Source organism: Patescibacteria group bacterium (assembly GCA_018830295.1).
Lineage (GTDB): Bacteria > Patescibacteriota > Minisyncoccia > Portnoybacterales > UBA2143 > JAHJSM01.
Window position 1 is genome coordinate 197,147 of the sequence record JAHJSM010000001.1, and the last position, 19,590, is coordinate 216,736.

The window sequence follows — 19,590 nt, forward strand, 5'->3', positions numbered from 1 at the left end:
TTACTCCTCAACCACCCTTAACATTTCCTCAAAAGAAATTAACCCTTGGAGCGCCTTATTAACGCCATCTTGCTTCATTGTAAGCATCCCTTGTCTTTTTGCTTCTTCTTCCATTTTTGCCTCGTTCACTCCTTCGTTGACAATACTTTCTAATTGAGGAGTCATTTTTAACATTTCATAAAGAGCTAACCGACCTTTTGTCCCTTTATTACTACAAAATTTACACCCGACCGGACGATAAATTTTAAACGGTTTTTCGTAGGGAAAATCCTTTTTTTGAAATGGATATAAAGTAATCAAACTTTTCTCAATTTCTTTTTCCATCGGCAACGGCGCAATTGTCTCTTTCTTACAATGAGGACAAAGTCGCCTAACTAATCTTTGCGCGATTACCAAATTCATTGAGGCGGGTATAAGGAAAGAACTAATTCCCATATCGATCAAGCGGGGAATCACGCCTATGGCATTATTGGTATGAATTGTGGAAAGAAGAATATGCCCCGTTAAAGCAGAATGAATCGCCAACCCAGCCGTTTCTTCATCTCTAATCTCTCCAACCATAATAATGTCCGGGTCTTGCCTCAAAATATGCCTCAAGCCAGAAGCAAAAGTATATTTAATGTCAGGCCTAATCTGGGACTGGTTAACTCCTTCAATATAATATTCCACAGGGTCTTCCAAACTCACAATATTAACCTCCTCTTGATTCAGTCCGCTTAAAATGGCGTAGAGAGTGGTTGACTTTCCTGAACCCGTCGGACCACTAATTAGTATCATGCCAAACGGCTGTTTGATCGCTGCTTCCAGTATTTTTAGATTATAACCCTGAACTCCTAATTCGGCAAAATCCCTTAAACTAGCCGATGGGTCCAAAACCCTTAAAACAACCTTCTCTCCGCCAACTGTTGGAAAAGTGGAGACCCTAAAATCAATTTTTTTTCCGCCGACTGGCGCGTGAAATCTCCCATCCTGAGGAACTCTTGACTCGTCAATTTTTAAATTTGAAAGAATTTTAATACGAGAGACAACCGCTAAATGAATTTCTTTCGGCAAAATTAAACTCTTGTGAAGAATTCCGTCAACTCTGAAACGAACTTGCACTCTATCTTCAATTGGCTCAATATGAATATCCGACGCCGCGCCCTCAGCAGCGTGCTTAAGAATAACAGCGACTATTTTAGTAATGGGCGCTTCTGTAACTATTTTTCTAGCTATCTCCGATGTTTCGTCCTGAATCGGCCTAACTTTTTTTTCTGTCTTTAATTCTTTTTCCAGCTCCTCAAGAGCTTTTTTAACCTCCGAACGAAAACTGCGATATTGCTTCAAAACATTTTTGAAATCTGTCTGACTAATAAGAAATATTCTTGTTTCTAACCCGCTCCGCTGGACAATAAATCTCAAGGCCTCTCTCGCTTTAAGATTATCCGGATCAATCATCCCCACATCCAAAACATTTTTTTCTTTAGCAATAGGGGCAAGGCCGTAAAAAATAACTGCTTCTTCAGGAATTTCTTTCAACGCCTCCACTGGAATTGTCTTCCCTGTTAAATCAGCGAAAGGGACGCCCATCGCCTCCGCTCTTTCTCTTGTCGCGCGCGCGTCTTCCTCTTCGTTTTTTTGAACATCTTTTTTAACAGAACTCATATTAATTTTCATCAATAGGGCAAAAATGGGTTAGCCCGCCCTTTTTCGTCTACCTGCAATGGCCACTCTCCGTAAATTTTTAAATTTCGCAAATATGGATTTTCCAAAAAATCAGTGTCAAAATTCATTTTTTTAATAACGACACTCGGCGCCGCGTTTTTTTCTTCTGTAACGACAAACTCAACGCTGGAAGGTTCCTCGCTTAACGAAGGCGAAGTTGGAGTTGGAGTTGGAGTTGGAGAACGCCAAAAACCAAAATACAAAATAACAACCGATATTAAAACAGTCGCCACTAAAATAACTAACATTAACCGTTGTTTTTTGTCTTCTGGTGTTAAGATAGAATTTACTGAAAATATTTTAAAATTCATATTTATATAGAAGGTCTGTAATAAACTTTCACGACCAAATTAAACTCAAAAATTCCTAATTGCTCAAAAGAGCCATCTTCTTTTTTTTCAGAAACCTTAAAATTAACTTGCTCAATATCCATTGAACGAACATTATTTTCCAAACTATTCAAATAACTTTTAAACGCCTCATAAGAACCAACTGCTCTTATATTCGCCGAAAAAGTAGCGATGCCTTCTGGAAGTTGCGCGCCTTGGTTTGTCTCTTGAGACGACGATTGAACACTGCTTCTGCGAGAAGCTGCTTGTACCTCTTCTATTTTGCCGAATTCTATTCCTTCCAACAATAATCCGTTTTGCAAAGCCAGTCCCTCAAATTGGACCAGTAAATAAGAAATTTCCTCCTCCTCGGGTAGAGACAAAATAATTTTTAGCGCTTCCTCTTTTGATTCCAAATATTTCTGCTCAAGCTGGCGGCTCTTTGCCAAAAGATTTTCAACTTCAACCGCTTCCTGCTTAAGTCCAATTATATCGGTTCTTAAAATTTTGGCCGAAGACCAAAGAGGAGCAATCACAAAAGAAGCCAAACCAACGGCGGCAACAAAACAAACTAAACTGATAATGATTTTACTTTTCATAAAATTAACGACGCAAAAAGCTCGAGTTTATTTCTAACGAAAATTCTGAATTAATTTCGCCCGACTCACCCAGTGAAATTTCCGCGATATCAACCTTCTTTATCCGAGAATCCTCCTTAAATACAATAAACTGTTTTGCTAAAGTGTTATAATCCGCCGTTTCAACTTTTAATTTTATAATCATTTGAGATAAATCCGCCCTTAAGTCAATAAAACGGACGCGAGACAGAGCTGACTCTTCAAGCATTCCGAAAATTCGAGATGAGTAAAGACGCGTTGTCCAAACATTTTTTAGAACATCAATTTTATCTTTCAGTTCAGTAAAGTCAGCCTCCAATTTCAAATCCCTTTGGTTTTGCAGCGCTTCCACATTGCTCGCGAACCCTTCCTTTTCATTGGCTAAGTCATTTCTATATCCTATTGCCCAAAAACAACCAAAAACGGCTCCAGCGAGCAAAATCAAAGACAAAACCAGCCAAAGATTCGCTTTGGAAGAAAAATAAAAACCAACTCCAGAAAAACCAGTTGCCAGTTTGGAATCTTCGTCTTTATTATATTTTTCCGGTATTAATTTAAAATCCATATTACCCTCTCATTGATAACCCCACCGCCACCGCTAATGGAGGACCTATCTCCTTCAAAATTGGGGCAAGTTCAGGCGGATAAAATACTCTAGCAAAAGGATTGCCCAAAGAAACATCGATGCTTAATTTAGTGGTTAAATAATCAGCGAAACCAACTAAACGAATTCCATCACCCACTAAAATACATTTTTCAACTCTTCTGCTATACTTACTTTGGTACGCCTCAATTATTTTTCTTATCTCAACAATAATAGCCCCCAGTGTTGAGTAACCAACCCCTTTTAATCGCGAAAATTGCTCGCCTTCCCCTGACATTTCCTTTTTTAAATTTTCCGCCTTCTCTAAATCAAGATTCATTTGTTGGGCAATGGCTTGCGTCACCTTAACTCCGCCCATTTCTAAATCATGAACAACTCTAATATATCCACCATCAACAATACCGATGTTAATTGAACGCGCGCCGACATCCACCAAAACCATAACGCTTTTATCATTACCAACCAACGCTCGGCCTAAACTAAATGTCTCTTCTTCCATGCCGCGAGAGACAAGACCTGCTAACTTGCTAATTTGGGTATAAGTGTCAATAACCTTCTTGGGAGCAGCAATGACCATGGCCTGGCGGCCAGATTGTTTCCCGGGCAAATCCATAACATTCCAATCTAAAACCAATTCCGAAACTGGCACAGGAATATGCTTTCTCGCTTCAAGGGGAACAGCCGCGGCAATTTCTTTTTCAGGCATATTAGGAAAATCAATTAGAGTGGAAAAACTAGAATACGCAGGAATAGAAAAATACGCGTCACGGGCGGTAATTTTTGCCTCTTTAATGGCCTCTTTAATTACCTCTGCGATTTCTCCGCTATCGGCGTTTAGAAGTTCACTATCAGATTGGCTACCAACTTTTTTAAGATAATCAGATAGGGGCGCGATTGCATAATTAATCAACTTAAACCTTCCCTTCTCTTTGCCCAACTCAACCAATTTGACAGCCGAAGCGCCAACATCAATACCTAAAAAACTTTTCGGATTTTTTTTAAACAAAAACATTATTTATCATTATTGTATCACACCCCTCCAACTAATCAAAAATAATTATCCACAGTCAGAGAATTCAGAAAGAAATTCAAGGTCAGACCTTCCCATCAGTTTGTCACTAAATAATAAGCAGTCGTGATAATGTCGTTTTGAAAGGTCTGACCTTTAATTTCTTTCTTTCCGCTAATATGTGTTATGATGTTTTCATGAAAAAATTCATTCTCGCTACTCTCTTCCCCATCCAATGCCTCGCCTGTGGGAGCGAAGGAAAATTTATCTGCCCCTCATGTCTTGAACAAATTCCTCTTAACTCGGAACCAAGCGCCGCGACTAATTACGAAAACCCCCTTATTAAAAAAGCCATCCATCACTACAAATATAATTTCGTCCAAGAACTCTCTATCCCTCTCGGAGCCCTCATGGCAAAAAAACTAAATTCTTGGGGACAGTCCCCCAATTTGGGGGCTGCCCCCAAGAATTGCATTCTCGTCCCCGTTCCCCTCCACAAAAAACGGCTCCGCTGGCGCGGCTTTAACCAATCAGAACTCCTCGCTCAAGAAATATCCAAACAATTAAATATCCCTGTCGCTAGCGATATTTTAATCCGAACTAAAAACACCCAGCCCCAAGCCAAAATAGAAAACCCCGCCCAAAGAAAAGCAAACCTCCAAAACGCCTTTGCTCTACGCCATTGGGGACAGTCCCTGCCGCGGGGACTGTCCCCAATAACTATTATTTTAGTTGACGACATCGCGACCACCGGCGCCACCCTCCAAGAATGCGCCAAAGCCCTAGCCCCCCTCAAACCAAAATCCATCCAAGCCCTGGTCTTGGCACGCTAAGATGGGGGCTGCCCCCGCAACGGGGGCAGCCCCCATCTTGCTAAAACACAAGAATCAAAGTATGATACGAAGCACGGAGAGGTGCCAGAGTGGCCGAATGGGGCATCCTGCTAAGATGTTGCGCCTCCGGGCGCCGAGGGTTCGAATCCCTCCCTCTCCGCCTTCGCCCGCCGAAGCGGGCTTCGGCGGACACAGTCCGCCTGAAGATTGCGTAGGCGGGCAGCATCCGCCATTTAATTTAGGAGAGGTTCCAGAGCGGCCGAATGGGACGGTCTTGAAAACCGTTGAGCCTTCACAGGCTCCCAGGGTTCGAATCCCTGCCTCTCCGCCAAATTATAAAACAGAAAATAACCATGGCGAAAATTGTAGACCTTCGGGGAAAATATATAGAAAGCGAAACTGAAGAAAATTCGGAGGAATTTTTGAGGTTCGCGCGATTGCAAAAAGAACGACGGAAAGAGAAAAAAAAGAAACCAAAAAAAAGCGAGTCAAAACCCAAAAAAATCGCGCCAAAAAAACGCGAAAAAATAAAAACTGATTTGAGTTTGGAATGGAACGCCCCTGAATTTTTCTATTTTGAAAAAACAGAAATTTGGTTTGTTGTGAGTGGGCTCATCGCCATCGCCCTTTTTCTTTGGGCGCTTTGGACAAGAAATATTTTTTTCGCCCTAATAATTATCTTGGGATATTTTATTATAACCGCTTACGCTATTAAAAAACCGAGAAAGATCGCGGCAAAAATAACGGCTGAAGGAATTAAAATTGACAGAGCGCTTTATCCGTATGATAATCTAAAATCATTCTGGATTTTTTATGAACCGCCCACGCTCAAAGAAATCAGCGTTTTAAGCAGAAAAAAAATAATGCCCCACATAAAAATCCCCTTGGGCGAACAAGACCCTGTCGCGGCGAGAAAAGCCCTCATCCAATACCTCCCCGAAAAAAGACAAGAAGAATCCTTGACTGACAACCTGTCAAGACAAATAAAATTCTAACCCTGTATGGGGGCTGCCCCCGCAACGGGGGCAGCCCCCATCATCGTCCTCGTAGCTCAGTGGATAGAGCGCTTCCTTGCGGAGGAAGAAGTCACAGGTTCAAATCCTGTCGAGGACACCATGCTTTCCTTCTCATCCAAAATTGAAGAAGTCAACAAAATAGGTCCCGCTTATTTGAAAAAGCTTCATCGGCTTAAAATCAAGACAATTCGGGACCTTTTTTTACATTTCCCTCATCGCTACGATGATTTTAGCCATTTCGTTTCCATTAGCGAACTGCAAATCAATCAAGTCGCGACAATCCAAGGAGAGGTCGTTAAAATTAATTACGCTTCGCGGAGTCAATGGCGAAGAATGGGACTGACCGAAGCGCTTGTTAAAGACGAGACGGGGACTATCAAAGCGGTCTGGTTTAATCAACCCTATCTGACTGAAACATTAAAAGAAGGCGTAAAAGTCAATCTTTCCGGCAAGATTGCGCGCGTGAAAACCGCCTTTTCTTTTTCCAATCCCGCCTACGAGGTTGTTAATAAGGAGGACTTCACCCACACGGGTCGCTTGGTCCCCGTCTACCACGAAACCGCCGGATTAAGTTCCCGCTATTTGCGATATATTATCAAACCGCTTCTCTATTTAACTGAAACAGCGAACGACTTTCTCCCTGAAGAAATTCAAAAAGAATTTGGTTTAGACAATCTTAATCAATCCATCCAGCAAATCCATTTCCCCTCGGATGCCCTCTCCGCGCAAAAAGCCCGCCGGCGCCTCGCCTTTAACGAACTTTTTTTAATTCAACTCAATACTCTGTTGCAAAAGAAAGAACTGGAAAAAAAAAGAGCGACTGCCATTCCCTTTAATCAAAAACTAATTAAGTCATTCGTTAAAAAACTACCCTTTAAACTCACTGACGACCAGCGAGTCGCCGCTTGGGAAATATTTCAGGACATGGAGAAAAACAAGCCTATGAACCGCCTGCTTGACGGCGATGTCGGCTCGGGCAAAACAATCGCCGCCCTAATCGCCGCCTTGCAAACGGCAAAAGCCGGATACCAAACGGCGTTTATGGCGCCAACTGAGATCTTGGCAAGACAGCACTTCCAAACATTCCAAAATTTTCTTAAAGAACAGGACTTAAATATCGCCCTTTTAACCAGTTCTGTCCCCAAAACCAAACTAAAAAAATTAATACGCGACGGAGAAGTGGATATTATTATCGGAACGCACTCCCTCATCCAGGAAAGCGTTTCTTTTAAAAACTTGGCTTTGGCGATCGTTGACGAACAGCACAGATTTGGCGTCATCCAAAGAGCCGCCTTGCAAAAAAATATTTACGAAATGGAAGACGGTCTGCCGACTATCCCCCATCTCCTTTCTATGACCGCCACCCCAATTCCGCGCACCTTGGCGCTCACTATTTACGGCGACCTTGCTCTTTCCATAATTAAAGAAATGCCCAAAGGAAGACAAAAAGTTATCACCAAAATCGTCGCTCCCGCCGGACGCCAAAAAACTTACGACTTTATTAAAAATCAAATTGAAAAGAAAAAACAGGCCTTTGTTATTTGCCCCCTCATAGAAAAACTTGATGAAGAAATTAAATCCGTGACGAAAGAATACAAAAAACTGTCCGAGGAAATTTTTCCTCATTTTAATGTGGCGATGCTGCACGGAAAACTCAAACCGAAAGAAAAAGAAACAATTATGAAAGAATTCAGCGAAGGGATAACTGACATTTTGGTTTCCACTTCCGTCGTTGAAGTCGGAGTTGATGTTCCCAACGCGACCGTGATGCTGATTGAAGGCGCGGAAAGATTCGGGCTAGCCCAACTCCACCAATTCCGCGGAAGAATCGGAAGGGGAGACGCGCAATCATACTGCTTCCTTTTTACCAGCCCCAAGAGCGCCAAAATTAGCGGTCGCCTCAAAGCGATCGTCAACTGCCATAATGGATTTGAATTAGCCGAAAAAGACCTTCAATTAAGAGGACCTGGCGACTTCACGGGAGTTCGTCAATGGGGTTTGCCCGATTTGGTTATGTCGTCCCTGAACGACTTGGAATTAGTCAAACAAACCCGCCAAGCCGCGCGGACTGTTTTAGAAAAGAACCTCCTCACTCCCGCCCTCAAAGAAGAATTAAAAAAATTCCAAACAGCGCTCCATTTGGAGTGAAACGGGGGCTGCCCCCGCAACGGGAGCAGCCCCCAGATTCAAACCCTTGACAAAATATCTTTATGTGGTAGGATACAAGCAGTTCTTATAATTAACTTTTTTTCAAGGGGGGTATGAAATGAGATTAACAGAAAAAGAAGTAAAAAGATTGTTAGCGGCCGAAAGAGCAAGAACAGAAAAAGCAATCACGACGACTATATCAAAATCCTCGGCCGAACTTCGCGCAATTAGCGCGACAAAGGTAAAAAATTGTCGCAAGGATAACCATCCTATAATGATGATTATCCACAGCGGAAGAATTGCCCAATTGAGAAAATATTTGGGCAAAATTAAGCAAGCATTTGAGAATTTGGAAAATGGTAAATACGGCATCTGTCATGTTTGCGGATGTCAAATTCCAACAGCGCGCTTGCGAGTCTGTCCGGCAACAAACACATGTATCACCTGTAAAAAAACGCTTAAATTCGTCACGGCGCCAATAATAACATTGCGCCGCGAAACCAGGGCAGCAGCCCTCTAACTCAACAACAGGGGAAATGGTAAAAACGCCATTCCCCTGTTTTATTTTCCCCTATTTCTTACTTTTCGGCGTCACCCAAAATCCCATATACTTCCCAATCATTAACCGCGTTTGCGATTCCAATCCAGGGATAGCGCCAAAAAACAAAATCGTCACGGGAACTAAAATCCACTGGATAATCATGCTAAAATATTTCAGCCGCCCCTTAACGCCACTTTTGTATTTCTCTGGTCTTTTTGGCAAAAGCAAAGTGCTATAAATCGCGGACCCGACTAATCCAACCATCGCCAAAGTCATCAAAATTCTTGTCACGCGCGGCAAATTATATGATAAAACCGTCACATTAAATTCTTGTCCGCCCAAAGCCAAAGGGAGCCAGCCCAAAAAGAAAATCAGCAACGCGTTCGTCGCCCACGACCAAAATCCCTCCAACTGAATCCAGGTCCAATGAAATTTTTGCCGCCAAGGTATTTTTTTATTTTTCAAAAAACCAAAAAGGAGAAAAGGAATATTCTCCGCCCCCCAGCCCCATCGCCTCTGTTGCTTATAGACATTAAGACATGTTTTTAAAAACGACGAAGACAAATTAGCGTCCATTGAAACAGGGTAATTGAGCGGAATTGTTTGATATTTCCCGTCGTAAAAAAGCAAATTTTTCCAAAAAATCCGCGAATCCTCCGAAACAATATTGACCGACCAAAAATCAACATCAACCAACGCCTGAAAACTGACCGCTTGCGAAGAAAAAGTGGAGAGCCGTTCTGGTCTTTGCTGCTGGATCATCTGCCAAAATGTCCCTGAAGTCGCGACGACTCGAGAAACCGATGGCGCGTCCCAAATATTATTATTATAAACCGGAATCGGCTGATAACTTGAACGGGTCGGTTTTTTAGCAGTTAAATAATGATACGACAAACAAGAAAAATATCGCGGATAAACTTGCGTATCAATATCAAAACAAGAAACGACAATATTTTTATAAGGAATTTTCAACGGGTCAATAATTTTTTTCTTAACTTGGCGCGCGCCATATGAAGAATTTGAGCCCTTGCAAGCCATTTCGCCTGCGACGCCTTCGGGATGAACCGTAATCAAAAAGTCAAAAAAATATCCGCCAAATTCTTTTCTCGCTTTTCGCGCTCTATTTCTGGCAGACAAACCCGCCCTTTCTTCCACCGCTAAGACAACAATCATTTTGTCTTTTGGATAATCGGATTCAGTAATCGCCCGCAAGGTGGTTTGAATCACGGAGAGCGGCTCTTTGTAAACAGGCAAAACAATTAAATGATGTATTTTTTGCCATTTCTTACCGCCCAGAGATTTAACCTTGCCGAGCCAATCAACCGATAATTGCTTTTTCATCTGACGATAACTAATTCTCAAATGAAAAGAAAGATAAACTGTTTTCAAGAGCCAATAGACATCAAAAGCGATAATAAAAAAGGCCGCCCAAATCGGTTGAGCCCAAGACAAAAAAACAATCCCTAAAAGCGTCGCCCAAGCCAAAAATCCAGGCAAAATTTCCAAAGCCCGATAAACAATCCTCTCCCATCTCTTTTCTAAATCCCCCGCCTTCCCAATTTTTAAATAATATTTTTCAGATGGCAGCATATAAAAATCCTATCCCAAAACCAACCCCAACGCAAGCAAAATAAAAACCGCCGGCGTTTTTGCCGGCGGCATATTACAAAAAACTACAATGACATTTCAGCAGCCATAAACCGCGTTTTCGCGGCTACAGAATACTTTTTCCCATTTACGAATCCTTGCAGATGTTCCCTGCCTCCTTTTTCCACAAGACAAGCATCTGAAATTTTTACAAGTTCTTTCGCGGGTGTTCCATTCCCTTTTCGGGGAAGAATATTGACATAATTGTAAACAACCCCGCGACATAAACTTTCCACTGTGCATATTCGTTTATTTATTTGCCGCGCGACATTCTTTATGTCGTCCTCTGACATTTCGCCAAAAAATTCTTGGCTAACATCTGACCAATCCTGATACTTTTCCGAATTCATTTTTGTTTCGAAAAGAAAATCTTCTGAAAAATAAATGCTACCTTCATAAAATTCAACTACTGCCCCTCCGCCTAACACTCTTGTTACTTTATCAACTTCCATTTTACCCCCTTTTATATGATTATTAAATTTTTAAAAAACTAAACAAAGACCGCTGGTAGCCCTAAGGGGAATCGAACCCCTGTTGCCAGAATGAAAATCTGGAGTCCTAACCACTAGACGATAGGGCCGAAAAACTTGTCATATAATACAAGTTAGAATATGATTTGTAAAGATATGATTATTTTAGCCATTGAAACATCTTGCGACGATACGGGAGTTGCCGTGGTTGAAGCCGACTCAAAAGGATGTCTGATTTTATCTAATATCGTCTCGTCACAAATAAAAGTCCATGCTCCTTACGGCGGCGTCGTGCCTAATTTAGCCGCGCGCGCTCATTTAAAAAATATCAAACCCTGTTTTGAAAGGGCGCTCAAAGAAGCAAAAAATCCTAAAATTGATTTAATCGCCGTCACAGTCGGACCCGGACTTATCCCCTCTCTTTTAGTCGGCGTCAACTTCGCCAAAGCCCTCGCCTACGCCCAGAAAATACCGATTACGGGCGTCAACCATATAGAAGGCCATATCTACGCCAATTGGCTCCTGTCAATTCAAAATTCAAAATTTCCAATTCTCTGTCTCGTCGTGAGCGGGGGGCATACGCAATTGATTCTAATGGAAGGTTATGGAAAATACAAACTACTTGGAGAAACGCGAGATGACGCGGCGGGCGAAGCGTTTGATAAAACGGCGAAATTGCTCGGGCTCGGCTATCCAGGCGGACCAATTCTCGCCCAAAAAGCGAAAAAGGGAAACCCGCGCGCTTTTAATTTGCCCCGCCCAATGATTCGCGCGAACAATTTTGATTTTTCTTTTTCTGGATTAAAAACAGCCGTTCTTTATTTAGTCCGAGGCCTTAGGGACAGTCCCCAATCCTTGGGGACTGTCCCTATTTCTGATATCTGCGCCTCTTTCCAACAAGCTGCGATTGATGTCTTGGTTAGCAAAACAATAAGAGCCGCGAAAAAATACAAAACAAAAACAATTATGCTTTCGGGCGGCGTGGCAGCAAACCAAGAATTAAGAAAACAACTAAAAAACGAGATTGAAAAAAATCTCCCCAACGCTAACTTCCATGTCCCGCCCATAGAATTCTGCTGTGACAACGCCGCGATGATCGCTGCTGTTGCTGCTTTTGGGGGCTGCCCCCGTTGCGGGGGCAGCCCCCAAAAAATCCAAGCCAACGCTAATTTGAAATTAATTGCCTAGCAAACGGGGACAGTCCCCGTTGCGGGGACTGTCCCCATCAGGTACAATATAATAACGCCGATGAAAGAACTACCTACACAATATGAACCAAAAGAGAATGAGGATAAGATTTACCAACTTTGGGAAAAGTCGGGTTATTTTAATCCCGATAATCTTAAGACAAAGAAAACGGCTAAAACCTACACCATCGCCATCCCTCCTCCAAATGTGACTGGCGAGCTTCATATGGGGCACGCGCTAAACGCTTTTATTCAGGATGTTTTAATTCGCTGGAAAAGAATGCAAGGATTCAAAACGCTTTGGGTTCCGGGGACGGACCATGCCGGCATCGCCACGCAAAATGTTGTTGAAAAAAAATTAAAAAAAGAAGGACTCAACCGCCATATTTTAGGAAAAGAAAAATTCCTTGAGAAAATTTGGGAGTGGCGCGCGGAATACGGAAATTTGATTTTAGAACAATTGAAAAAAATGGGCTCCTCTTGCGACTGGAGCCGGACTGCTTTCACAATGGATGAAAGTTATCAAGACGCGGTCAAGGCGGCTTTTTTACATTACTACAAAAAAGGATGGATTTATCAAGGAGAAAGAGTTATCAACTGGTGCGTCAAATGCCAAACAAGTTTGTCCGACTTGGAACTTGAACACAAAGAAGAAAAAGGGCATTTATGGTATATTAAATATCCTCAAATAACCGTCGCGACCACTCGGCCGGAGACGATGTTAGGAGATACGGCGGTCGCGGTTAATCCGAGGGATAAGCGATACAAAAAATTAATTGGGCAAAAAATTATTCTTCCTTTAGTTGGACGAGAAATCCCCATAATCGCCGATCGAACCGTTGACCCAGAATTTGGAACAGGCGCGGTTAAAGTGACGCCCGCCCATTCTATGGCTGACGCGGAAATCGCCCTGCGAAACAATTTACCCACGATTCAAGTTATTAACACTCTCGGCAAAATGACGGAAAAAGCCGGCGCGCAATTTGAGGGCTTGTCTGTTTTAGACGCGAGACAAAAGGTTGTTGAAGAATTAGAAAAGGAAGGCCTTTTAGAAAAAACAGAAGATTATCTTCACCAAATCCCCCATTGCTATCGCTGCGACCGCGCAATTGAACCGCTCGTTAGTCAGCAATGGTTTTTAAAAATGGACGAACTCGCCAAAGTAGCGATGGAAGCGGTCGAAGGCGGGAAAGTTAAATTCCACCCGAAGCGATGGGAAAAAGTATATTTTGACTGGCTGAACAATATTAGGGATTGGTGTATTTCGCGGCAAATTTGGTGGGGGCATAAAATTCCCATTGATGGAGTTGACGATGTTTTAGACACTTGGTTTTCTTCAGCGCTCTGGCCTTTCGCAGTCTTGGGTTGGCCCAAAAAAACAAAAGATTTGCGGGAATTTTATCCGACGGACACTGTCAGCACCGCGCGCGATATTATTAATCTTTGGGTTTCCAGAATGATTTTTTCCGGGCTGGAATTTAACAAAAAACCTCCGTTTAAGGATGTTATCATTCACGCGACTATCTTAAACAAAGACGGGCAAAGAATGAGCAAATCGCTCGGAACCGGCCGCAATCCCTTGGAATTGGTCAGTCAATACGGCGCTGACGCGACGAGGTTCGGCATGATTTATCAGGTTTTAAACAATCAAGATATTAAATTCGCCGAAGAAAATATTTTAATGGGCAAAAAATTCGCTAATAAAATTTGGAACGCGAGCCGCTTTGCTCTGCAGCAAATCGGAAACGCAAAAATTAGCGTTCCAGACGCGAAATCATTGGCAAAAAACAAAAATCTGACCGCCGCCGATAAAAGAATTCTCAAAAAACTTAGCGCGATCACGAAAAAAATAGACAAAAATTTAGAAAATTTTCAATTTGGAAAAGCCGCCCATTCGCTTTATGATTTCTTCTGGCATGACTTCTGCGACAAATATATTGAAGAAGCGAAAAAACAAGATAATCTCCAAACAAAAAAAATCCTCGCTTTCGTTCTCCTTAATTCTCTAAAACTGCTTCATCCCTTTATGCCCTTCGTCACAGAAACAATCTACCAAAAACTCCCCTTCGCGAAAAGGGACTGCTTAATGGTTGAGGAATGGCCAAGGTAAAATTTTCAATTTCTAATTTTCAATTTTCAAATAATTTTCAATGAATTAATTTACTAATTTTCAAATAAGAAAAATAAGAAGAGAGTATAAAAAAATTTAGAGATTGAGAAATTAAAATGCCATTTGAAAATTTGGAAATTAAGAAATTATTTGAAAATTGAGAATTGAAAATTGAAAATTACGCCCCCATGCACTATTTTCTCTACATCTTCCTTGGTCTTCTTCCTAGTTTAATCTGGCTCTCTTTTTATTTAAGAAAAGACCAACGACCCGAGCCAAATTCAATCGTTTTAAAATTATTCTTTTGGGGAGTGCTTATCACTCCTTTTGCAATTGTTTTGGAACTACTTTTGGTTTGGGCGCTTAACCCAAACTTGCAATTTTGGTCTATCTTGTCTCAAATGCCCCAAAACGGATTTTTAAAAATTATTTTGGCGGCGACATTGGTTCCCGCCGTTGTTGAGGAGTATCTAAAATACGCCGTTGTTAGGTTTAAATTCCTCAAAGATTCAGAATTTGACGAGCCAACCGATGTGATGATATACTGTATTATAGTCGGCTTGGGATTTGCCGCTGTGGAAAACTTGCTCGTTTTATTTAAAATTCCATCATCGGATATTGGACAAGCGATTAGCGTCATCTCGCTCCGTTTTTTGGGAGCGACATTAGTCCACGCGCTCGCTTGCGGAATAGTCGGGTACTGGCTCGCCAAAGGACTGCTCCATTCCGATAACAGAAAGAAAATGGTTGCAATCGGGTTAGCCATTGCCATTACATTCCATAGTTGCTATAATTACCTTGTTGTCTCCATATCCCGAGCAACCGACTCTGAACAAAAATTATTATTCTTTTTTTCCGCCGCCATTTTTTTAATCGCGACCGCGCTTCTTGTTTCCTTTTATTTTCGCAAACTTAAAAAACATAAATCGGTTTGTAAATTATAATCTAAAAAAATATGCCAAAAAAATCATCATTTTTTGAAAAATTAACCGGCGCAAGTTGGTCGGAAGATAAGTTGTCCGCGGAAGAAAATATGGAAAAAGAAGAAAAGACCGAAGCAAGGCCCAAAAAAATAAAAACAAAAATGCGCAAAAAGGAAAAAATTTCAACCGCGGTTAATGTCCCTAAAAAAGAAGTCATTGCTGACAAAAAGGACGCGGGCGACTGGATGGCTGAATCCGAGGGACAGTTGACAATTGATGTTTATCAGACCCCTAACGAAATCGTGATTATGTCCACCATCGCCGGAGTTAAACCAGAAAACATTGATATTACGATGGCAAACGATATGATTACCATTAAAGGCAATCGCGAAAAAAGCGAGGATGTTAAAGAAGAAGATTATTATTACCAAGAATGTTATTGGGGACCTTTTTCCCGTTCGGTTATTCTTCCTATTGATGTCGAAGTTGACCATGCTCAAGCCTCAATGAAAAACGGAATTTTAACCATCAGATTGCCGAAAATAGAAAAGATAAAAACAAAGAAAATATCAATCAAGGCGGAATAAGATATAATTCTAACAAAGTTTAAAAACAGGAACATTCGTTCCTGTTTTTTGATACATGGGGGCAGCCCCCGCGACGGGGGCTGCCCCCATTCTTCTTTTATGCTATAATATACATCATGAAAAAAATCGCCATTATCTTTCTCGTTATCTTGATCGGCCTGATCTCTTCCACTTTTACCCTTCAAATAATTAACCAACAGAAAATCGCTTATGGAATTAAAATAGGCGGTTTTGAAATTGACGCGCGAGAGCCCCAAGCCGCGGCCGCGAATTTAGAAAACAGATGGAACGAATTTGCCGAACAGGAAATTGACTTTATCTTCCAAGAAAAAAAATGGTCTTCTAAAATAAGCGACTTGGGATTTGAAATTGATTCCCAAACAACGATTGAACAAGCGAAACAAATCGGAAATCGTTCAAATTTTTTTTATGAAATAAAGGAACAATTTTTCGCCTTAGTGGGACGCGAAAATATACCAGTAAGATACAAAATCAACGAAGAAAAATTTATAGACCAAACAAAGGAAATTTTTAAAGAAATTGAAAAACCGGCGACAGACGCTTCAATTTTCTTTAACGAAGAAATTGACGATTTTTCCCTAAAACATTCAAGCGACGGGACGGTCATTGAAAGAGAACAGTTGTTAAACGACTTACTCAATCAATTCCAATCATTTTCTAGTCAATCAATTGAGTTAAAATTATTACCCGATGAGCCCGAAGTAAAAAACGACGAAACTGGTCTGGTATTAGAAAAAGCCCAACTAATCTTGGCTAATCAACCCTATTCTTTAATTTTTGAAAATAGCTCATGGACAATTGGCAAAGAGATAATTATTGACTGGCTTGAATTCAGCGCCATTAAAGAAGAAAATTCGGATAATCAGATACTTGGCATCGCGTTGGATAAAGATAAGATAGAAAAATATTTAAACAGCATCGCCAAAACAATTGACCGTCCCGCCGCCGACGCTCAATTAGAGACCGAAGAAAATAAGGCAATCATTTTTGTTCCCGCCCAAGAAGGTTTCGCGGTAAAAAAATCGCAAACAATTGAACGGCTCATCGCAAATATATTATCCGACCCGCCGGTTAAAAAGACAACCATCATTGCCGACAAGGCGTCGCCTAAAATTACTTTAGAAAAAACGAATCAACTTGGCGTTAACGCCCTCGTCGGACAAGGAACTTCAAATTTCGCTGGTTCGCCAAATAACCGCATTCATAATATAAAAACCGGAGCCACCAAATTTAACGGACTAATCTTAACCCCCGGCGAAGAATTTTCTTTTAATAATCTTTTGGGCGGAAGCGGAGCCGAACAGGGATTTTTGCCCGAATTGGTTATTAAAAACTATCAAACAATTCCCGAATACGGAGGCGGGCTTTGCCAAATATCAACAACCTTTTTCCGCGCCGCCGTCAATTCTGGGTTAAAAATCACCGAAAGAAAAGCCCACGCTTTCCCTGTTGTCTATTACAGCCCCCAGGGATTTGACGCGACTATTTACGAACCCAAACCCGACTTGCGTTTTATCAATAACACCCCGTCGCATTTGCTTATTCAAACCGCGATTGAGGGGACGAAACTAACCATAAATTTTTACGCGACGGATGACGGCAGAAAAGTCAAAATTGACGGCCCTTATACTTTAGAAAAAAAAGAAAACGGCTCAATGAAAGCCGTCCTTACGCAGAAAGTTTACGACGCAAACGGAGAAATAACTGAAGAACAAATATTCTACTCCAACTACAACTCCCCCAACGCCTACACAACCCCCACCAACTAAAATTCGGCTATCCGATAGCCGAACAAATTGTGCGGACGGTGGGATTCGAACCCACACGAGATTTCTCTCAATAGGTCCTAAACCTATCATGTCTACCGTTCCATCACGCCCGCTCTTGCTTTATTCTAAAATAAATCTCGCTTAAAGGCAACAGGATTTAGGGACAGTCCCCGCAGCAGGGACTGTCCCTAAATTATTACCTAAAAAAACTTGACATTTTTAATTATTTGAGGCACAATAGGGTTATGTTTTAGGGACGAGAAAAAAGGACGGACTTGCCTAAAGCAAGTTCCTTAAAAAAATAATATACAGACAAAGGAGGAGAAAAATGTTTGAAATAAAAGAGATGGGAAAGGATGGAAAAGTAACAGTAGTAGTAAAAGCAGGAAAACCCCTCTTGAACTCAACGGCATTGTGTATTGTAGGGGTAATAGCTGTAAGCGCGCTTTTGGGCGGCGCGTTGATTGATTGGCTCGCTTTTACTTATTTGGGGCTTGCCGCAATTCTTGCGGTATTAGCGTTAAATGCAATCATTCTTCTTCCAACTGCGTACTTCGGGATACCCAGTAGATTTGGAAAAAGAATCTACAAAAAAAACAGCGACCCTGTAATGTTAGAGGAAGGCATAAATTTTCGTTGGCCATTAATAGAAGATCTATTGTCCCAAAACACTAAATCCAAAAAGCTATTAACACAAGAAGTCACCACTAAAGCGCTAAGCAGGGACAAGTTAGAAGTTACGGTTGAAGGATCCGTGCAGTACAGAATCGCCAATCTCGACACTCATGTTGAAATGACCGAAAAAACCATGGAAAAAGGCATGGTGGGGGCGATTGAATCCGAACTCGGTAAGATATGCGGAGTAAAAGAAGCAGATGTCTTCGTTGATGAACGAACGGAGATAGAGTTTTTAATCAAGTGCGTTCTTCAGTTAGAAAGACCGCCTCATCATTACATTGACGAAGCGAAAGAAATTGAAAAAGTTAAAGATGAGGCGAAAATCAGCAAAACACGGGTTGGCTCGGACGAAAAAGAAATTAAAGAAACAGACACACTCAAAGTAATAGCAAGCAATGTGATGGGTCTTGTCTTGAAAAAAGAAAACATCCCACGCTATGAGCAGAAGTTAGGGGAAACAAGGATTAAAGAGTTAGTCGAAAAGCTGTCTCCCGAAAAGTGGAAACTGGAAAAAGAAAAAGAACTTAATAAATTTGAGAAGTATGACATTGACATTATCCGTTTTTATAAGGAGAATGCCACTCGTATAAAGCTTTTATTTGAATTTGAACGAGATTCCGAAGTTGAAAAACTTTACGGAATCAAAATAGCCACATTTAGAGTTGAAAAACTCAACTTTTCAGAAGAAGCTCAAAAGGCTTTTGAAAAGACGCGGGCCGCAAAAGCCGAAATGATGGCGGCAGAAGAAAGATTTCAGAAAAAAACAGAAATGTTGAAGGAGTATACCCAGTTAACGAAGGGCTCTTTAACAGAAGCTGTTAATTTGACCGAAACAACAGCAGATGTGAAGGGAATCACCCGCCAGATAATTTCCGTGGAAGGATCAAAGGAATCCGATTTGCTCGCGCTCGGTAAATTAGTGGCTGGCGTTAAAGGAGGTGGTTAAAGATGAAGCGAATTTTGGCAGGAAGCGCGATACTTATCGCAATAACTCTCCTAATAACGGGAGCGTATCTAAGATTTTCGGCCATGAAATTTGCTGTGAAAAGCAAAAGCGTTGCCGAAATCCAAAAATCCGCTCTTGTTTCCGCTCCTGTTTCCGCCTCTGGAATTTTCATTGTTCCGCCGGGCGGAAAGGAGGTTAATCGGGATACCGCCGGTCAGAGAGTCGCCTGCCGTAATGTAGGTGACCATATTATTATTGAATCAAATCGGCCCGAAGCGTTGTTTATTCTGATGGATACGACTCGCATCAGGATAGACCCCGTCCGAACGGTCATCAGAATTGACTCTTTGGGCGGGAAGGACTATCTTCGTTTCCAAAATTTCGGAACGAAGACGGAGCGAATTAAAGCAAAAATTGCTTCCCACCGTTAAGGTGCGAGACAAACCTAAAA

General features: G+C 41.6%; 18 protein-coding genes and 5 tRNA genes. 14 read left to right on the forward strand and 9 right to left on the reverse strand.

What is annotated here, in order from left to right:
- Genes KKF19_00995 through pilM form a run of 5 tightly spaced genes read right to left on the reverse strand, consistent with a single transcriptional unit; the run spans position 1 to position 4,266 of the window.
- Positions 1–1,644 carry a GspE/PulE family protein gene (locus KKF19_00995; GenBank protein MBU2579539.1) on the reverse strand — a complete coding sequence of 548 codons (1,644 nt, stop codon included), beginning with the start codon at positions 1,642–1,644 and terminating at the stop codon, positions 1–3.
- An 11-nt stretch (positions 1,645–1,655) separates the two neighbouring features.
- Positions 1,656–2,015, reverse strand: a complete 360-nt coding sequence (locus KKF19_01000) for a hypothetical protein (GenBank protein MBU2579540.1) — start codon at positions 2,013–2,015, stop codon at positions 1,656–1,658.
- Between the two features lie 2 nt (positions 2,016–2,017).
- Positions 2,018–2,632 (reverse strand): hypothetical protein, encoded by a 615-nt coding sequence (locus KKF19_01005; protein MBU2579541.1) that lies wholly within the window; start codon positions 2,630–2,632, stop codon positions 2,018–2,020.
- Between the two features lie 4 nt (positions 2,633–2,636).
- Positions 2,637–3,215, reverse strand: a complete 579-nt coding sequence (locus tag KKF19_01010; protein ID MBU2579542.1) for a hypothetical protein — start codon at positions 3,213–3,215, stop codon at positions 2,637–2,639.
- 1 nt (position 3,216) lies between these two features.
- Positions 3,217–4,266 (reverse strand): type IV pilus assembly protein PilM, encoded by a 1,050-nt coding sequence (gene pilM / locus KKF19_01015; GenBank protein ID MBU2579543.1) that lies wholly within the window; start codon positions 4,264–4,266, stop codon positions 3,217–3,219.
- A 194-nt stretch (positions 4,267–4,460) separates the two neighbouring features.
- On the opposite strand from pilM, the gene KKF19_01020 reads away from it, so the two are divergent.
- From KKF19_01020 to KKF19_01050, 7 genes are all read left to right on the forward strand, one after another.
- Positions 4,461–5,096, forward strand: a complete 636-nt coding sequence (locus KKF19_01020; protein MBU2579544.1) for a hypothetical protein — start codon at positions 4,461–4,463, stop codon at positions 5,094–5,096.
- Positions 5,097–5,171: 75 nt separating this feature from the next.
- Positions 5,172–5,256, forward strand: a tRNA-Ser gene (locus KKF19_01025).
- Between the two features lie 81 nt (positions 5,257–5,337).
- Positions 5,338–5,427: transfer RNA gene (locus KKF19_01030), tRNA-Ser, on the forward strand.
- Positions 5,428–5,449: 22 nt separating this feature from the next.
- Positions 5,450–6,091 (forward strand): hypothetical protein, encoded by a 642-nt coding sequence (locus KKF19_01035; protein ID MBU2579545.1) that lies wholly within the window; start codon positions 5,450–5,452, stop codon positions 6,089–6,091.
- A gap of 45 nt (positions 6,092–6,136) precedes the next feature.
- Positions 6,137–6,212 (forward strand) — tRNA-Arg (locus KKF19_01040).
- A complete protein-coding gene (gene recG / locus KKF19_01045) occupies positions 6,212–8,260 on the forward strand; it encodes an ATP-dependent DNA helicase RecG (protein MBU2579546.1) in 2,049 nt (682 codons plus the stop codon). Before KKF19_01040 ends, recG begins: the two co-directional genes overlap by 1 nt.
- A 118-nt stretch (positions 8,261–8,378) precedes the next feature.
- Positions 8,379–8,780, forward strand: a complete 402-nt coding sequence (locus KKF19_01050) for a TraR/DksA C4-type zinc finger protein (protein ID MBU2579547.1) — start codon at positions 8,379–8,381, stop codon at positions 8,778–8,780.
- A 51-nt stretch (positions 8,781–8,831) separates the two neighbouring features.
- Here the strand turns inward: KKF19_01050 and KKF19_01055 are convergent, their stop codons facing one another.
- From KKF19_01055 to KKF19_01065, 3 genes are all read right to left on the reverse strand, one after another.
- A complete protein-coding gene (locus tag KKF19_01055; protein MBU2579548.1) occupies positions 8,832–10,391 on the reverse strand; it encodes a glycosyltransferase family 2 protein in 1,560 nt (519 codons plus the stop codon).
- 83 nt (positions 10,392–10,474) lie between these two features.
- Positions 10,475–10,900 (reverse strand): hypothetical protein, encoded by a 426-nt coding sequence (locus KKF19_01060; GenBank protein MBU2579549.1) that lies wholly within the window; start codon positions 10,898–10,900, stop codon positions 10,475–10,477.
- A gap of 53 nt (positions 10,901–10,953) precedes the next feature.
- Positions 10,954–11,028 (reverse strand) — tRNA-Glu (locus KKF19_01065).
- Between the two features lie 31 nt (positions 11,029–11,059).
- Here KKF19_01065 and tsaD point away from each other — a divergent pair.
- From tsaD to KKF19_01090, 5 genes are all read left to right on the forward strand, one after another.
- Positions 11,060–12,106 carry a tRNA (adenosine(37)-N6)-threonylcarbamoyltransferase complex transferase subunit TsaD gene (gene tsaD, locus KKF19_01070; GenBank protein ID MBU2579550.1) on the forward strand — a complete coding sequence of 349 codons (1,047 nt, stop codon included), beginning with the start codon at positions 11,060–11,062 and terminating at the stop codon, positions 12,104–12,106.
- A 60-nt stretch (positions 12,107–12,166) separates the two neighbouring features.
- Positions 12,167–14,215, forward strand: a complete 2,049-nt coding sequence (locus KKF19_01075; protein ID MBU2579551.1) for a valine--tRNA ligase — start codon at positions 12,167–12,169, stop codon at positions 14,213–14,215.
- Positions 14,216–14,379: 164 nt separating this feature from the next.
- The gene (locus KKF19_01080) at positions 14,380–15,159 is read left to right on the forward strand and encodes a PrsW family intramembrane metalloprotease (GenBank protein MBU2579552.1); all 780 of its coding nucleotides are present in this window, start codon (positions 14,380–14,382) and stop codon (positions 15,157–15,159) included.
- An 11-nt stretch (positions 15,160–15,170) separates the two neighbouring features.
- Positions 15,171–15,725, forward strand: coding sequence for an Hsp20/alpha crystallin family protein (locus tag KKF19_01085; protein MBU2579553.1), 555 nt, complete (start codon positions 15,171–15,173; stop codon positions 15,723–15,725).
- Positions 15,726–15,841: 116 nt separating this feature from the next.
- Positions 15,842–17,515, forward strand: a complete 1,674-nt coding sequence (locus tag KKF19_01090) for a VanW family protein (GenBank protein MBU2579554.1) — start codon at positions 15,842–15,844, stop codon at positions 17,513–17,515.
- A gap of 30 nt (positions 17,516–17,545) precedes the next feature.
- On the opposite strand, the gene KKF19_01095 is transcribed toward KKF19_01090, so the two are convergent.
- Positions 17,546–17,628: transfer RNA gene (locus tag KKF19_01095), tRNA-Leu, on the reverse strand.
- 215 nt (positions 17,629–17,843) lie between these two features.
- On the opposite strand from KKF19_01095, the gene KKF19_01100 reads away from it, so the two are divergent.
- Both KKF19_01100 and KKF19_01105 read left to right on the forward strand, forming a co-directional pair.
- Entirely contained in the window at positions 17,844–19,139 is a 1,296-nt protein-coding gene (locus KKF19_01100; protein ID MBU2579555.1) for a hypothetical protein, read from the forward strand.
- An 83-nt stretch (positions 19,140–19,222) separates the two neighbouring features.
- Entirely contained in the window at positions 19,223–19,570 is a 348-nt protein-coding gene (locus KKF19_01105; protein ID MBU2579556.1) for a hypothetical protein, read from the forward strand.
- Positions 19,571–19,590: the final 20 nt, after the last annotated feature.

Excerpts from the sequence above, each read along its gene's own strand:
- KKF19_00995 (MBU2579539.1), bottom strand. The coding sequence starts at position 1,644 with ATGAGTTCTGTTAAAAAAGATGTTCAAAAAAACGAAGAGGAAGACGCG.
- KKF19_01000 (MBU2579540.1), bottom strand. The coding sequence starts at position 2,015 with ATGAATTTTAAAATATTTTCAGTAAATTCTATCTTAACACCAGAAGAC.
- KKF19_01005 (MBU2579541.1), bottom strand. The coding sequence starts at position 2,632 with ATGAAAAGTAAAATCATTATCAGTTTAGTTTGTTTTGTTGCCGCCGTT.
- KKF19_01010 (MBU2579542.1), bottom strand. The coding sequence starts at position 3,215 with ATGGATTTTAAATTAATACCGGAAAAATATAATAAAGACGAAGATTCC.
- pilM (MBU2579543.1), bottom strand. The coding sequence starts at position 4,266 with ATGTTTTTGTTTAAAAAAAATCCGAAAAGTTTTTTAGGTATTGATGTT.
- KKF19_01020 (MBU2579544.1), top strand. The coding sequence starts at position 4,461 with ATGAAAAAATTCATTCTCGCTACTCTCTTCCCCATCCAATGCCTCGCC.
- KKF19_01035 (MBU2579545.1), top strand. The coding sequence starts at position 5,450 with ATGGCGAAAATTGTAGACCTTCGGGGAAAATATATAGAAAGCGAAACT.
- recG (MBU2579546.1), top strand. The coding sequence starts at position 6,212 with ATGCTTTCCTTCTCATCCAAAATTGAAGAAGTCAACAAAATAGGTCCC.
- KKF19_01050 (MBU2579547.1), top strand. The coding sequence starts at position 8,379 with ATGAGATTAACAGAAAAAGAAGTAAAAAGATTGTTAGCGGCCGAAAGA.
- KKF19_01055 (MBU2579548.1), bottom strand. The coding sequence starts at position 10,391 with ATGCTGCCATCTGAAAAATATTATTTAAAAATTGGGAAGGCGGGGGAT.
- KKF19_01060 (MBU2579549.1), bottom strand. The coding sequence starts at position 10,900 with ATGGAAGTTGATAAAGTAACAAGAGTGTTAGGCGGAGGGGCAGTAGTT.
- tsaD (MBU2579550.1), top strand. The coding sequence starts at position 11,060 with ATGATTTGTAAAGATATGATTATTTTAGCCATTGAAACATCTTGCGAC.
- KKF19_01075 (MBU2579551.1), top strand. The coding sequence starts at position 12,167 with ATGAAAGAACTACCTACACAATATGAACCAAAAGAGAATGAGGATAAG.
- KKF19_01085 (MBU2579553.1), top strand. The coding sequence starts at position 15,171 with ATGCCAAAAAAATCATCATTTTTTGAAAAATTAACCGGCGCAAGTTGG.
- KKF19_01090 (MBU2579554.1), top strand. The coding sequence starts at position 15,842 with ATGAAAAAAATCGCCATTATCTTTCTCGTTATCTTGATCGGCCTGATC.
- KKF19_01100 (MBU2579555.1), top strand. The coding sequence starts at position 17,844 with ATGTTTGAAATAAAAGAGATGGGAAAGGATGGAAAAGTAACAGTAGTA.
- KKF19_01105 (MBU2579556.1), top strand. The coding sequence starts at position 19,223 with ATGAAATTTGCTGTGAAAAGCAAAAGCGTTGCCGAAATCCAAAAATCC.